At 69.1% G+C, this 12,351-nt stretch carries 14 protein-coding genes; 8 read left to right on the plus strand and 6 right to left on the minus strand.

The genetic code is table 11. The features are described 5' to 3' along the window. The first annotated feature begins 7 nt into the window (after positions 1 to 7). The 3 genes from AORI_RS77400 to AORI_RS77410 are packed head-to-tail and all read left to right on the plus strand — an operon-like array spanning position 8 to position 3,239. Complete coding sequence (locus AORI_RS77400) at positions 8 to 772, plus strand: glutaminyl-peptide cyclotransferase (protein ID WP_016337548.1); 765 nt, start codon at positions 8 to 10, stop codon at positions 770 to 772. 51 nt (positions 773 to 823) lie between these two features. Continuing rightward, the gene (locus AORI_RS77405) at positions 824 to 2,746 is read left to right on the plus strand and encodes an MFS transporter (protein WP_016337549.1); all 1,923 of its coding nucleotides are present in this window, start codon (positions 824 to 826) and stop codon (positions 2,744 to 2,746) included. Positions 2,747 to 2,774: 28 nt separating this feature from the next. Continuing rightward, positions 2,775 to 3,239: a DUF2771 family protein gene (locus tag AORI_RS77410; RefSeq protein WP_016337550.1), complete on the plus strand. Its 465-nt coding sequence runs from the start codon at positions 2,775 to 2,777 to the stop codon at positions 3,237 to 3,239. A 214-nt stretch (positions 3,240 to 3,453) separates the two neighbouring features. Here the strand turns inward: AORI_RS77410 and AORI_RS77415 are convergent, their stop codons facing one another. Further along, entirely contained in the window at positions 3,454 to 3,840 is a 387-nt protein-coding gene (locus AORI_RS77415; protein WP_016337551.1) for a cold-shock protein, read from the minus strand. 132 nt (positions 3,841 to 3,972) lie between these two features. Here AORI_RS77415 and AORI_RS77420 point away from each other — a divergent pair, with 132 nt between their 5' ends. Further along, complete coding sequence (locus AORI_RS77420) at positions 3,973 to 4,218, plus strand: hypothetical protein (protein ID WP_046199865.1); 246 nt, start codon at positions 3,973 to 3,975, stop codon at positions 4,216 to 4,218. Here the strand turns inward: AORI_RS77420 and AORI_RS77425 are convergent. Beyond that, on the minus strand, positions 4,190 to 4,807 hold the full coding sequence (locus AORI_RS77425; protein ID WP_043848415.1) for an HAD family hydrolase: 618 nt from the start codon (positions 4,805 to 4,807) through the stop codon (positions 4,190 to 4,192). The two genes, AORI_RS77420 and AORI_RS77425, sit on opposite strands and share 29 nt — an antisense overlap. A gap of 94 nt (positions 4,808 to 4,901) precedes the next feature. On the opposite strand from AORI_RS77425, the gene AORI_RS77430 reads away from it, so the two are divergent. Together AORI_RS77430 and AORI_RS77435 are read left to right on the plus strand one after the other, a co-directional pair. Then, a complete protein-coding gene (locus AORI_RS77430; protein WP_016337554.1) occupies positions 4,902 to 5,513 on the plus strand; it encodes a TetR/AcrR family transcriptional regulator in 612 nt (203 codons plus the stop codon). After that, positions 5,510 to 6,481 (plus strand): R2-like ligand-binding oxidase, encoded by a 972-nt coding sequence (locus AORI_RS77435; protein ID WP_016337555.1) that lies wholly within the window; start codon positions 5,510 to 5,512, stop codon positions 6,479 to 6,481. Before AORI_RS77430 ends, AORI_RS77435 begins: the two co-directional genes overlap by 4 nt. Positions 6,482 to 6,540: 59 nt before the next feature. Here AORI_RS77435 and AORI_RS77440 read toward each other — a convergent pair whose 3' ends face one another. From AORI_RS77440 to AORI_RS77450, 3 genes are all read right to left on the minus strand, one after another. Next, positions 6,541 to 7,683 (minus strand): hypothetical protein, encoded by a 1,143-nt coding sequence (locus AORI_RS77440; RefSeq protein WP_016337556.1) that lies wholly within the window; start codon positions 7,681 to 7,683, stop codon positions 6,541 to 6,543. 146 nt (positions 7,684 to 7,829) lie between these two features. Continuing rightward, on the minus strand, positions 7,830 to 8,210 hold the full coding sequence (locus AORI_RS77445; RefSeq protein ID WP_016337557.1) for a hypothetical protein: 381 nt from the start codon (positions 8,208 to 8,210) through the stop codon (positions 7,830 to 7,832). A gap of 164 nt (positions 8,211 to 8,374) precedes the next feature. Next, entirely contained in the window at positions 8,375 to 10,033 is a 1,659-nt protein-coding gene (locus AORI_RS77450) for an AMP-binding protein (protein ID WP_016337558.1), read from the minus strand. A 133-nt stretch (positions 10,034 to 10,166) separates the two neighbouring features. Between AORI_RS77450 and AORI_RS77455 the strand changes: the two genes are divergently transcribed. Then, positions 10,167 to 10,928 carry a PhzF family phenazine biosynthesis protein gene (locus AORI_RS77455; RefSeq protein WP_043849198.1) on the plus strand — a complete coding sequence of 254 codons (762 nt, stop codon included), beginning with the start codon at positions 10,167 to 10,169 and terminating at the stop codon, positions 10,926 to 10,928. Continuing rightward, a complete protein-coding gene (locus tag AORI_RS77460; protein ID WP_016337560.1) occupies positions 10,928 to 11,302 on the plus strand; it encodes a YccF domain-containing protein in 375 nt (124 codons plus the stop codon). Before AORI_RS77455 ends, AORI_RS77460 begins: the two co-directional genes overlap by 1 nt. 211 nt (positions 11,303 to 11,513) lie before the next feature. On the opposite strand, the gene AORI_RS77465 is transcribed toward AORI_RS77460, so the two are convergent. Further along, complete coding sequence (locus AORI_RS77465) at positions 11,514 to 12,329, minus strand: metallophosphoesterase family protein (protein ID WP_016337561.1); 816 nt, start codon at positions 12,327 to 12,329, stop codon at positions 11,514 to 11,516. Positions 12,330 to 12,351 lie beyond the last annotated feature (22 nt).

Genomic DNA, 12,351 nt, shown 5'->3' on the forward strand with positions numbered 1-12,351 from the left:
TGTCCGCGTGCGCACGCTGATGACCACCTCGCTCCTGCTGGCCGCCGTCCTCGGTGGCTGCGCCGCCGCGCCGGTGAGCGACGCGGCGCCGCCCGCTCCCGAGAAGCTCAAGGTGCGGGTGCTCTCGACGTTGCCCCACGACCCGGCCGCCTTCACCCAGGGCCTCGAGTTCTCCGGCGAGACGCTGTACGAGGGCACCGGCCTGGTCGGGAAGTCGTCGATGCGGGCCGGGCCCGCGGGCGCGGCGCCGACGGTCCGGCAGGAGCTGCCCGGCCTGTTCGGCGAGGGCATCACCGTGCTCGGGGCGACCGTCTGGCAGATCACCTGGAAGGACGGCGTCGCGATCGAACGCGACGCCAAGACACTGGCCGAGCTGCGGCGGGTGACCTACACCGGCGAGGGCTGGGGCCTGTGCCACCACGCCGGGCGGCTGGTGATGAGCGACGGGTCGTCGAAGCTGACCTTCCGCGACCCCGTGTCCTTCGCGCCGACAGGCAGCGTCGATGTCGGCCGTGACCAGCTGAACGAGCTGGAATGCGTCGGCGACTCCGTGTACGCGAACGTCTGGCAGACCGACCGGATCCTGCGGATCGACGCCGCGACCGGCCGGGTCACCGGCGAGATCGACGCTTCCGGCCTGCTGGACGGGGCCGAACGCGGCTCCGCGGACGTCCTCAACGGCATCGCGGCGGTGCCAGGGACCGACGAATTCCTGATCACCGGCAAGCTCTGGCCGAGGATGTTCCGGGTGAAGTTCGTCCCCATCCCCTAGAAAGCAGTGGTGAACGCGCGAAGCGGACCTCGCGTAAGGCAGGATTGAACCGTGGGAATCTTCGGCTCGAACTCCGGACCCGACGGCACGCGTTCCGGCCGGCCGGGCAAGGAGCGTGGCCGCAAGAGCAAGCGCAAGTGGACGCCGGAGCCCGGCGCCGCCCAGGCACGCAGCTGGTCCGCACCGCCGCCGACCAGGGTCGATCAGCAGCCGGTGCCGCCCCCGCCGCCGCGCGCGGCCCGCCCGCAACCCCAGTACCAGCCACATCCGGCCGGGCCGACCGCCGACGAGGCGCGCACCGGCGCGATCCCGATGGGGCACCACCAGCCACCGCCTCCGCCGCGGACTCCTCCGCGTGGCGCGCGGCCGTATCCGGATCCCTCGCAGCGTCAGACCGAACCCGTCCGGCGCCGTCCGGGCGGGTTCTACGACGAGCACCCGCCGGGCAGCGGCGAGTACGAGCACTACGACACCGGCGGTTACGCGGGCGAGCCGCGTGAAGTGCCGGACCCTCCGCACGAGCATCCGACGACCGCGGTCCCGCCCCGGGCGGGCGCGCTGCCGAAGATGCCGAAGAAGATCACGGTCACCCGGGTCGCGGCGATGCGCAGCCGTCAGCTCACCGGGCAGGCCGTCGGCGCGTTCCAGCGCGCGACGAAGGCGGACGGCGCTGACAAGTCGGGCCTCACTTCGCTGACGTACGCGGTGATGCTGAACTACGCCAGCGACGCCGCGATGGCGATCGCGCTGGCGAACACCTTGTTCTTCGCCGCCACCAGCGGGGAGAGCAAGGGCAAGGTCGCGCTCTACCTGCTCATCACTATCGCCCCGTTCGCGCTGGTCGCGCCGGTGATCGGCCCGGCGCTGGACAAGATCCAGCGCGGCCGACGGCTGGCGATGTGCGTGTCCTCGGCGGGGCAGGCGCTGATGGCGATCGTGATGGCGCTGCACTTCGACGACTGGCTGCTGTACCCGGCGGCGCTGGGCATGATGGTGCTCTCGAAATCGTTCACCGTGCTCAAGGCCGCGGTGACACCACGGGTGCTGCCGCCCGAGATCACGCTGTCCAAGACGAACGCTCGGCTGACCGTGTTCGGCCTGGTCGCGGCCGGCGCGTTCGGCGCGCTCGCGAGCGGCTTCAACGCGCTGTGGGGTTCGCAGGGCGCGCTGTGGTTCACCATGGTCATCTGTGTGGCCGCCGCCGTGCAGTCGATGCGGATCCCGTCGTGGGTCGAGAAGACCGAGGGCGAGGTGCCCGCGTCGCTGTCCGCGCATCCCGAGCGGCGGATCAAGAAGCAGCGGCAGCCGATGGGACGGCATATCGTCGTCTCCTTGTGGGGCAACGGTTCCGTCCGGGTGCTGACCGGGTTCCTGATGATGTTCTCCGCGTTCGCGGTGAAGGCGCAGACCGAAGGCAGCGGGCAGAGCCCGTTCGCCCAGCTGCTGCTGCTCGGCATCATCGGTGCCGCCGCCGGGGCGGGCGGGTTCCTCGGCAACGCGCTGGGTTCGCGGCTGCACTTCGGCAAACCGGATCAGGTGATCCTGGGCTGTGTCGGGGCGTGCCTCGGCATGTCGGTCATCGCCACCGTGGCGGCCGGGCTGGCGACGGCGGCGATCGTCGCGCTCGTCGGCGCGACCGCGAGCGCGCTGGCGAAGATCAGCCTCGACGCCGTCATCCAGGAAGACCTGCCGGAAGAGTCGCGCGCTTCGGCGTTCGGGCGGTCGGAAACCGTGCTGCAGCTGGCCTGGTGCTTCGGCGGCGCCGTCGGCCTCCTGCTGCCGCCGACGTACTGGATCGGTTTCCTGGTGCTGTCGATCCTGCTGGCCGTCGGGTTCACGCAGACGTTCATGGTGCGGCGCGGGACCTCGCTGGTCCCGGGTCTCGGCGGCGACCGGCCGCTGCGCCCGGAGCCGACCAGCGAATCGCCGGTCCCCTCGCAGCCCGGTGACTCCCGGTGGCGGCCGGGCTCGTAATCTTCACCGTATGCGGCGACTTCGTATTTTGGCCCTGCTCGCGGCGGGTGGTTTCGTGGTGGCCGGTTGCTCGGCCCCCGGCCCCGAAGAGGTGACCTTCTTCGCCGACGGCAAGACGGTGAACGTCGGCCCGCTGGCGTCGTGCGACATCAAGAGCGCCCAGTGCACCACCAGGCCCGACGCCGCGGGCAAACTGCGGATCCGGCCGGGGAAGCCGGTGCAGATCTCGGTGCCGAGCGCGATCGCGGAAACGCCGTGGAAGGTCACGGTGCAGTACGTGAACGGCAAGGGCGAGCCGCAGGAGCTCAAGCAGGACATCATCACGTCGCTGGACCGGTTCGCCTACACCGTGACGACGCCGCGGCCGGACGACCAGATCCTCGTCGTCGAGGTCGCGCAGGCTTCGGTGCTCAGCCGGACCGGACGGCCGGAGGACGCCGAGGCGGTCACGACGGCGATCTGGTCGCTGCAGGTCGAGCCGCCGGCCGCCTGAGGGAGCAAGGGACCTTTGCTACCACCGCGCGGGCTCCCGATCGGTGCGGTGGGTCGTGAGTGGCGTTTCGGGTTAGAACCCGAAACGCCACTCACGACAGCACCCCGCTCGGTACAGGCGCGGACAAGGCGATCCTGAGCGCGTGAAGGCCCCCTTCCCTCGACTGAGCCGAGGGAAGGGGGCCTTCACGCGCTTTGGCGGTGGGGGGCGCCGATCAGGGATCGAGGTCCCGCGCGACCGCGCGCATGATTTCGGCGATCTGCTTGGTGTTCTTGCGGTCCGGGTACCGGTTGCGCCGCAGGTCCGGCTGCACCTTGAGCTCGAGCAGCTTGATCATGTCCTCGATGAGCCCGTGCAGCTCCTCGGCGGGGCGGCGGCGCGCCTCGGCGACCGAGGGCGGCGGGTCCAGCAGCCGGACGGAGAGCGCTTGCGGGCCGCGGCGGCCGTCGGCGACACCGAACTCGAGGCGCTGGCCCGCCTTGAGCCCTTCGACGCCCTGCGGCAGCGCGGCTTTGCGGATGTAGACGTCGGCGCCCCCATCCTGGGTGACGAAACCGAAACCCTTCTCCGCGTCGTACCACTTGACCTTGCCGGTCGGCACTACCCTCACCAATCCTTTGCTGTCCCGCTCACAACGAACGCGCCCGGGGGCGTACCCAGGGCGCGCGTCCCATAAGCGTATCTCGCCACAGGCCCTGTGGAGAAGCGGATACCGGCGGATACCCTTTCCGTCATGGAGACCGCAGTAAAGGAGGCCGCTGTGGCCGTCCCCGGAAAGCCCGGCAAACCGATCCTCATGCGCGTCGGCATCGGCCTGTTCGCGCTCGGCATGATCGCCGTCACAGCGGTCTTCGTCATGTTCGCCGCCGGGCTCGAGAACCTGCCGGTGTGGCTGTCCGCCGCGGCGGGCGTGATCACTCCGCTGGGGCTCGCCCTCGGCCTGATCGCCCTTATCCGCGAAGCTCGCCGAAAGAGCTGAGCCAGCCGGGGAACTCGGTCAGCGAGTCGAACACCACGTCGGCTCCTTCCGCGAGCAGCTCTTCCTTGGTGCACGGGCCCGTGGTGACCCCGATCGGGACCGCGCCCGCCGCCAGCGCGCCGCGGATGTCGCCGAGGTGGTCCCCGACGTAGACGCGGGCGCCGTGCTCGGTGAGCGCGGCGGCCTTCTCCGTCGACCACAGCTCCCCGACCAGGACGTCGACCTCCAGCCCGAGCGCGTCCAGGTGGAGTTTCGCGTTGGGCGCGTATTTGCCGGTGACGACGACGGTGCGCCCGCCGGCGGCACGGACCGCGTGCAGTGCTTCGGCCGCGCCGGGCATCGCGACCGTCACCGGCACGACCGTCTCCGGATACATCGCGCGGAAGCGCGCCACCAGCTCCGGGATGCGCTCCTCCGGCGCGCCGAAACCGCGCAGGCTGGCATCGAGGGGCGGGCCGAGGTTGGCCGCGAAGTATTCGCCGTCCAGCGGCAGGCCGGACTCCACGCCGAGCGCGTTCATCACCGCTACCATGCCCGGCCGCGGATCGATCAATGTCATGTCGAGGTCGAACCCCACTGTGATGCCCACACGATCACGGTAACCGCCACCACCGACCGATTTACACCAGACGGACGCTCGTCAACTTCTTTGACATGGGCGCGATCTGTGTCAAGCTGAAAGTGTGGGCGAGATCACGAGCTTCTCCGATCGGACCAAGGCCTCTCTGCGGGAGGCGCTGCTCGACGCGGCCACCGAGCTGCTCACCGAACACGGCTACACGGCCCTGCGGATGGCGGACGTCGCCGCCCGCGCCGGCGTGAGCAGGCAGACCGTCTACAACGAGTTCGGCAACAAGGGCACGCTCGCCGAAGCCGTGGTCCTCCGGACGACTTCGGAGTTCCTGGAAGGCATCCGCCTGCGCGTCCAGGACGCGCGGGACCTGCGCGACGGGATCCGCGAGGCGGTCGTGTACACGATCGAGCACGCCCGCGAGAACCGGCTCGTCGCCACCACGCTGGGCACCGAAGCGGGCGAGGACCTTCTTCCCCTGCTCACCACCAAGGGCGAACCGATCCTGACCGCGGCCACCGAGGTCGCGGCCGGGCAGTACCGCGAGTTCGAGCCGTCGCTCTCCCCGGAATCCGCCACGCTGCTGGCGGAGACCGTCGTGCGGCTTTCCCTGTCCCATCTCGTCATGCCGACGCATTCGGCCGGCGAGGCGGCGGCGGCGGTCGTCGCCGTGCTGGCACCCGCGATACGGGCGCTGACCACCGATTCGAAGGGGACACCATGACCGACACGCTCTCCGAACTGCGGACCGGATTCTCCTCACTGCGCAAGGGCGGGCTGAACTGGGACTCGTTCCCGCTGCGGCTGTTCGTCAAGGGGAACAAGAAGTTCTGGAACCCGGCCGACATCGACTTCTCCCGTGAACGCGAAGGCTGGGAAAGCCTCAACCCGGAACAGCAACGGTCGACGACCTATCTGGTGGCGCAGTTCATCGCGGGCGAGGAAGCGGTCACCGAAGACATCCAGCCGTTCATGCGGGCGATGTCCGCGACCGGCCGCTTCGGCGACGAGATGTACCTGACGCAGTTCTGTTTCGAGGAGGCCAAGCACACCGAGGTGTTCCGCCGCTGGATGGACTCCGTCGGGCTGACCGAGGACCTGCATCCGTACGTCGCGGAGAATCCCCACTATCGCAAGCTTTTCTACGAAGAGCTGCCGCAGTCCCTGCGCGCGCTGGAAGACGATCCCAGCCCGCTCAACCAGATCCGCGCGAGCGTCACCTACAACCACGTCATCGAAGGCAGTCTCGCGCTGACCGGGTACTACTCGTGGCAGCTGATCTGCACGCAGCACGACATCCTGCCGGGTATGCAGGAACTGGTGCGCCGCATCGGCGACGACGAACGCCGCCACATGGCATGGGGCACCTTCACCTGCCGCCGTCATGTCGCCGCGGACGATTCGCTGTGGGACGCGGTGCAGCAACGGATGGGCGAACTGCTCCCCCACGCGCTGGGCATGATCCAGTGGGTGCAGGACCAGTTCGAGGAGATCCCGTTCGACAACGATCCCGAGGAGATCATCCAGTACGCGGCGGACCGGGCACAGCGGCGTCTCGGCGCGATCGAGTCCGCGCGCGGGATGCCGGTGGAGCAGATCGATCTCGACTACTCGCCGGAGAATCTCGAAGAGACCTTCGGCGAAGAGGACGCGAAGGCGATCGCCGCGGCTGCGGCCAACTCCGCGGCCTGATCCCCGTGAAGGCCCCCCCTTCCCTCGGCTGAGCCGAGGGAAGGGGGCCTTCACGCGCGTTAGCCGGCGGGCCAGTACACGGCGTGCGTGCGACCGTTTTCGTTGTCGGACAAGCCGACGATCGTCCCGTTCGCCGCGATGTGGGTGGCGACGCTGTAGGCACCGCCCGGCAACGCGCCGAGGACCGTCGGAGTGCCGTTCGCCGACCACTTCGTCGCGATGCTGTTCTCCAGGCCCACCACCGTGCCGAGCCGGTCGATGTCGTAACCGAGTCCGCGTTCGGCCGAAAGCGTGGTGCGGGTCCCCGCGCGGTTCCACTTGACCGGGCTTTCCGTGCCGAACACCAGATAGCCGCCGCCTGCCGCGACACCGGCGTTGTTCACCGCGCGCGCCCAGCCCGGATCCCGTTCCGGCCAGTCGAGCCAGGTCATCCGCCCGTCCCGTTCCCACCGCACGGGTTTCGTGGTGCCGTTCACCTCGGCGCTTCCGACGATCACGCCGAAATCGTTCATGTCCTCCGGAGTGCTGCGCGGATTGCCCGGCGAAAGGTCGGTGATGGCACCGGCGAGATTCCAGCGCACGACATGGTCGTTCCCGGCGGCGTCGGACGCCGTCCCGGCGACGGTCCTGCCGTCCGGGGTGATCCAGCCCGCGTTCGCGTAGGCGCCGCCCGGCAACCCGCCGAGGTCCACCACCGTGCCGTCCGGATTCCACCGGACAGCGTGCGTCGTCCCGTCCGCCGCGCGCCCGGCGCCGACGATCACGCCACCGTCGGTGATCGCGTTCGCGATCGCGTAATCCCCGCCGGGCAGGTACGGCAACGCGGTCACCGTGCCGTCGGGCGCCCATTTGACCGCCGCCTGGTTCCAGTTCGCGTCCTTGTGGGCCCAGCCGACCGCGACCCCACCGCGGTTGACGTCCGTCGCCTTGCTCTGCTCGCCGCCGAGCCCGGGCAACGCGGAAATCCGGCCCAGCGCGTCCCATTTCGCCGCGTGGTACTTGATCTGGGTTTCCAGCGGCGTCGACGAACCGACCATGACGCCGTCTTCGTTGATCGCGTTGACCTCGCTGTACTGATCCCCCGGCAGCGTGCCCAGATCGATCGGCGCGGTGGCGGCGGCCGCCACGCCGGGCAGCATCAGTGGCAGCGCCGCGAGCGAGCCTGCCAGCGCGAGAACTCTTCTGTTTCGCTTGAGTGTCATGGCTTTCTCCCCTTCACGGCGGTTCGGATCCGCCGCGAAGGGAACACGCGACAACGGTGTGACAGGTTGCCTCGAAGTGTCATCTTGGGCTGAAGGGGCCCTTCGCCGCGTCCGACGCGGTGAAGGGCCCCTTCAGCTCCTTACGCTCAGAGCCCGATCGCGCCGAGGGTGCCGCTCAGGACGCCCTGGTCACTTCCGCCATCGGTGCTGGAGTGGGTCTCGCTGGACCCGGCACCGTCCTGACCCGCCCAGCCGCTGTGCTGCCGGTACTGGCTGTCGCCGTTCTCACCGGCGGTCGCGGAGGTGCTGCTGTGCGCGGCCCCGTCCGGCCCCGCGGCGGCCGAGTTCTCGTGGAACGAGCTCGATCCGCGATGGGTGTCGGACTGCACGCTGTGCGTCGCTGCGCCGTCCGGTCCGGCCTGGACCTCCGTGCTGCCATAGGTGTCCGCCGAGGCGATGCCGGCGGCTCCGAGTGTCAGCGGCAACGCCAGTGCCGAAGCGACCAAAGTGCGGCGAATCGTACGCATGAGAATTCCCCGTTTCCTTACGGTTGTGGGATTTCTGTTCGGGACGCTGTCACCGTCCTGACCACAGGCTGCCCGTCGCGGCGGAGCCCCATGCATACGAAAGCTGTGAACGATCACACCGCTTCGGAGGCCTATCCGAAGCGGGCAGGCCTCCGAAGCGGCGGTCAGGCGTGCTTGGTCGCCGCCGCCTTCTCCAGCCCGAGGATGCTGATCGACTCCGCGCGCATCTCGACCTTGCGCACCTTGCCGGTCACCGTCATCGGGAACTCCTCGACGACGTGGACGTAGCGCGGGATCTTGTAGCGCGCCAGCTTGCCCTCGCAGAACTCCCGCACCGCTTCGGCCGTCAGCGGCTCCGCGCCCTCGCGCATGCGGACCCAGGCCATGAGTTCCTCGCCGTACTTCTCGTCCGGGACGCCGATCACCTGCGCGTCGAGGATGTCGGGATGCGTGTAGAGGAACTCCTCGATCTCGCGCGGGTACAGGTTCTCGCCGCCGCGGATGACCATGTCCTTGATCCGGCCGGTGATGTTGACGTACCCGTCGGCGTCCATGATCGCGAGGTCACCGGTGTGCATCCACCGCGCCGCGTCGATCGCCTCGGCCGTCTTGTCGGCCTGTTCCCAGTAGCCCAGCATCACCGAGTAGCCGCGGGTGCAGAGTTCGCCCGGTTCGCCGCGCGGCACGGTCAGCCCGGTCTCCGGGTCGACGACCTTGACCTCCAGATGCGGCCCGACCCGGCCGACCGTCGACACCCGCCGCTCCACCGAATCGTCCGCGCGGGTCTGCGTCGAAACCGGCGACGTCTCGGTCATGCCGTAGCAGATCGACACCTCCGCCATACCCATCCGGTCGATGACCTGTTTCATCACCTCGACCGGGCACGGCGAGCCCGCCATGATCCCGGTGCGCAGCGAGGAAAGGTCGTGGGAAGCGAAGTCCGGGTCGGCCAGTTCGGCGATGAACATCGTCGGAACCCCGTACAGGGACGTGCATTTCTCGGCCGCGACGGCTTCGAGGGTGGCCTTCGGCTCGAACGCGGGCGCCGGGATGACCATGCAGGCGCCGTGGCTCGTCGCCGCGAGATTGCCCATCACCATGCCGAAGCAGTGGTAGAAGGGCACGGGGATGCAGATCTTGTCGGCTTCGGTGTAGTTGCAGAGTTCGCCGACGAAGTAGCCGTTGTTGAGGATGTTGTGGTGGCTGAGCGTGGCGCCCTTGGGGAATCCGGTGGTACCGGAGGTGTACTGGATGTTGATCGGGTCGTCCGCGGAGAGTTCGGCCTGCCGCTTCACCAGCGGCGCGCGGTCGGCCTTGCGGCCGATCTCCAGCATCGATGGCCACTCCGGGCCGTCCAGCAGCACGACGTGTTCCAGCGCCGGGCATTTCGGGCCCGCTTCGGCGATCATGCCCGCGTAATCCGAGGTCTTGAACGAGTTCGCGGCCACGATGAGCTTGATCCCGGCCTGGTTCAGCACGTATTCGAGCTCGTGCGAGCGGTACGCCGGGTTGATGTTGACCAGGATCGCGCCGATCTTCGCGGTCGCGTACTGGACGCAGGTCCACTCCCAGCGGTTCGGCGACCAGATGCCGACGCGGTCGCCCTTGGCGATCCCGAGGTCGAGCAGACCCAGCGCGAGCGCGTCCACTTCGGCCGCGAGTTCGGTGTAGGTCCAGCGTTTCCCGGCCGCGCGGTCGACGAGCGCGTCCCGGTCGCCGAAGGCGGCGACGGTGCGATCGAAGTTGTCGCCGATGGTGTCCCCCAGCAGCGGGGTGTCCGAGATTCCCGATGCGTAGCTCGGCAAGGCGGGGGCGTCGGGCATGGAGACTCCTGCGTTCGGCGGCATCGACGCGTCGAGTCTAGGAACGCGGCGTGACGGCGGCCACCTGCAAGTGGAGACCACCTCAGGGGAAACCCGGAGGCCCGTTCCGGCGGTGGCCGATATCGTCGAAAGCATGCGCCTCTACATCGTCGACGCCTTCACCTCCGAAGCCTTCGCCGGTAACTCCGCCGGCGTGGTCCTGCTGGACGCTCCGGGCGACGCGGGCTGGATGCAGTCCGTCGCCGCCGAGCTGAAGCACGCCGAGACGGCTTTCGTCGAGATCGGCGGCGAGGGGCCGAAGTCGCTTCGCTGGTTCACGCCGGAGACCGAAGTCGACCTGTGCGGGCACGCGACGCTGGCGACCACGCACGTCCTCGGCGGCGAGCAGACCTTCACGACGAGAAGCGGCGAGTTGCGCTGCCGTGCCGAAGACGGCTGGGTGTCGATGGACTTCCCGTCGGATCCGCCCCGCGAGTCGGACGACGACCTGTCGTCGATCCTGCCGGGCCTGGAGTTCGAGTACGTCGGGCGCAGCAAGCACAACCTGTTCGCGGTGGTGGACGACGCGTCCGTGGTGCGTTCGCTCGCGCCGGACCTGGCCGCGTTGCGCGCGCACTGGAACGGGCGGCTCATGGTCACCGCACCGGGTGACGTGGACGGGATCGACTTCGTCACCCGGTTCTTCGCGCCGGGTGTCGGCATCGACGAAGACCCGGTCACCGGATCCGCGCACTGCGTCCTCGCGCCGTACTGGGCCGCCCGGCTCGGCCGCGACAAGCTCGTCGGCGAGCAGGCCTCGGCCCGCGGCGGCATCGTCCGGATGAAACTCGAAGGCGACCGCGTCCTGCTTTCGGGGCAGGCGGTCACCGTGGCCAGCGGGGAGTTGCACGTCTGATGCGCCTGATCCTCAACGTCATCTGGCTCGTGCTGTGCGGCCTGTGGATGGCGCTCGGCTACATCGTCGCCGGCATCATCTGCTGCATCCTGATCGTCACCATCCCGTTCGGGCTGGCGTCGTTCCGGATCGCGGCGTACGCGCTCTGGCCGTTCGGCCGCACCGTGGTGGACCGGCGCGACTCCGGGGCCGCGTCGACGATCGGCAACGTCATCTGGTTCATCTTCGCCGGGCTCTGGCTCGCCATCGGCCATGTGCTGACCGGGGTGGCGCTGTGCATCACGATCATCGGGATCCCGCTGGGCGTGGCGAACTTCAAGATGATCCCGGTCTCGCTGATGCCGCTGGGCAAGGAGATCGTCGAACTTCCATAAGGCCTGACGCTCGTGGGTGGCGCCGTGGTCTTGCCGGGTGCCGACCTTGACCCGGGGGGTTGCGAAAGCCACTTTCGCAACGTTGAAGGTTGCGAAAGTGGCTTTCGCAACGTCGGCCCTGGCCGGGCCCGGCAGCAGCCGGAAGACGTGCCCACCACGCTACCGTCGCCCTTCACGTACTTGGGCCGGCAACTGTCGGCCCCCGCCAGGCTCAGTCCTCGGGTTCCCACGGCAGCGGGATGATCAGGCACGGACCGCCGACGAACAACCCGCCGTCGATCCCCAGCGCCTTCCCGCCCGCGTAGAGGTACGGTCCCTCGATCTGCGCGGGGTGGATCCCCAGCTGGTCGGCGATGACGCTGTGCCCGTGCACGATCCGCTCGCCGCCGAGCCGGTCCATGAGCTGTTGCGCGACGTCGGCGCCCTGCGGGCCGCGGAAGGCGTACCGCGTGGTCATCCGCCGCCACACGTCCCACCAGGCCTCGATGTCGCTGCCTTCGAGGATCTCGCGGCCACGCGCGTTGATCCCGTCGATGTCCTCGCCCCAGCCGAGGTACTCGAGTGTGTCCGAATGCATCAGCAGGTGGTCCGCGGCCAGCGTCAGCATCGGGCGCGAGGTCAGCCATTCGATATGTTGCGGGGTGAGCCTGTCCTGGTCTTCGAGCAGCCCGCCGTTGATCTCCCAGCTGCGGGCGAAGCTGCGCGGCCCGAAGTCGGACGGCACCTCCGTGTCGCCGAAGTGGTACATCCCGAGCAGCAGGATCTCGTGGTTGCCCAGCAGCGTCCCGCAGTGCCCGCCCGCCGTGGCGGCCTGGCGTTCCAGCCGCATCACCAGGTCGATGACGCCGACGCCGTCGGGCCCTCGGTCGACGAAGTCGCCGAGGAACCACAGGGTCGCTTCACCGCCGGCCCAGTCGTCGTCGGAGTCGAGCAGCCCCTTCTCCCGGAGCGCCTCGGCCAGCTCGTCCCGGTGTCCGTGCACGTCACCGACCACATAGGTCGGGGACGTGGGCTGATCGTCGTGCATCGTCTGACGATAAGCCCTCCTC

This window comes from Amycolatopsis keratiniphila, assembly GCF_000400635.2.
Classification (GTDB): Bacteria; Actinomycetota; Actinomycetes; order Mycobacteriales; family Pseudonocardiaceae; genus Amycolatopsis; species Amycolatopsis keratiniphila.

Excerpts from the sequence above, each read along its gene's own strand:
- AORI_RS77420 (WP_046199865.1), top strand. The coding sequence starts at position 3,973 with ATGGAGACCGCAGTAAAGGAGGCCGCTGTGGCCGTCCCCGGAAAGCCC.
- AORI_RS77435 (WP_016337555.1), top strand. The coding sequence starts at position 5,510 with ATGACCGACACGCTCTCCGAACTGCGGACCGGATTCTCCTCACTGCGC.
- AORI_RS77440 (WP_016337556.1), bottom strand. The coding sequence starts at position 7,683 with ATGACACTCAAGCGAAACAGAAGAGTTCTCGCGCTGGCAGGCTCGCTC.
- AORI_RS77445 (WP_016337557.1), bottom strand. The coding sequence starts at position 8,210 with ATGCGTACGATTCGCCGCACTTTGGTCGCTTCGGCACTGGCGTTGCCG.
- AORI_RS77450 (WP_016337558.1), bottom strand. The coding sequence starts at position 10,033 with ATGCCCGACGCCCCCGCCTTGCCGAGCTACGCATCGGGAATCTCGGAC.
- AORI_RS77455 (WP_043849198.1), top strand. The coding sequence starts at position 10,167 with ATGCGCCTCTACATCGTCGACGCCTTCACCTCCGAAGCCTTCGCCGGT.
- AORI_RS77460 (WP_016337560.1), top strand. The coding sequence starts at position 10,928 with ATGCGCCTGATCCTCAACGTCATCTGGCTCGTGCTGTGCGGCCTGTGG.
- AORI_RS77465 (WP_016337561.1), bottom strand. The coding sequence starts at position 12,329 with ATGCACGACGATCAGCCCACGTCCCCGACCTATGTGGTCGGTGACGTG.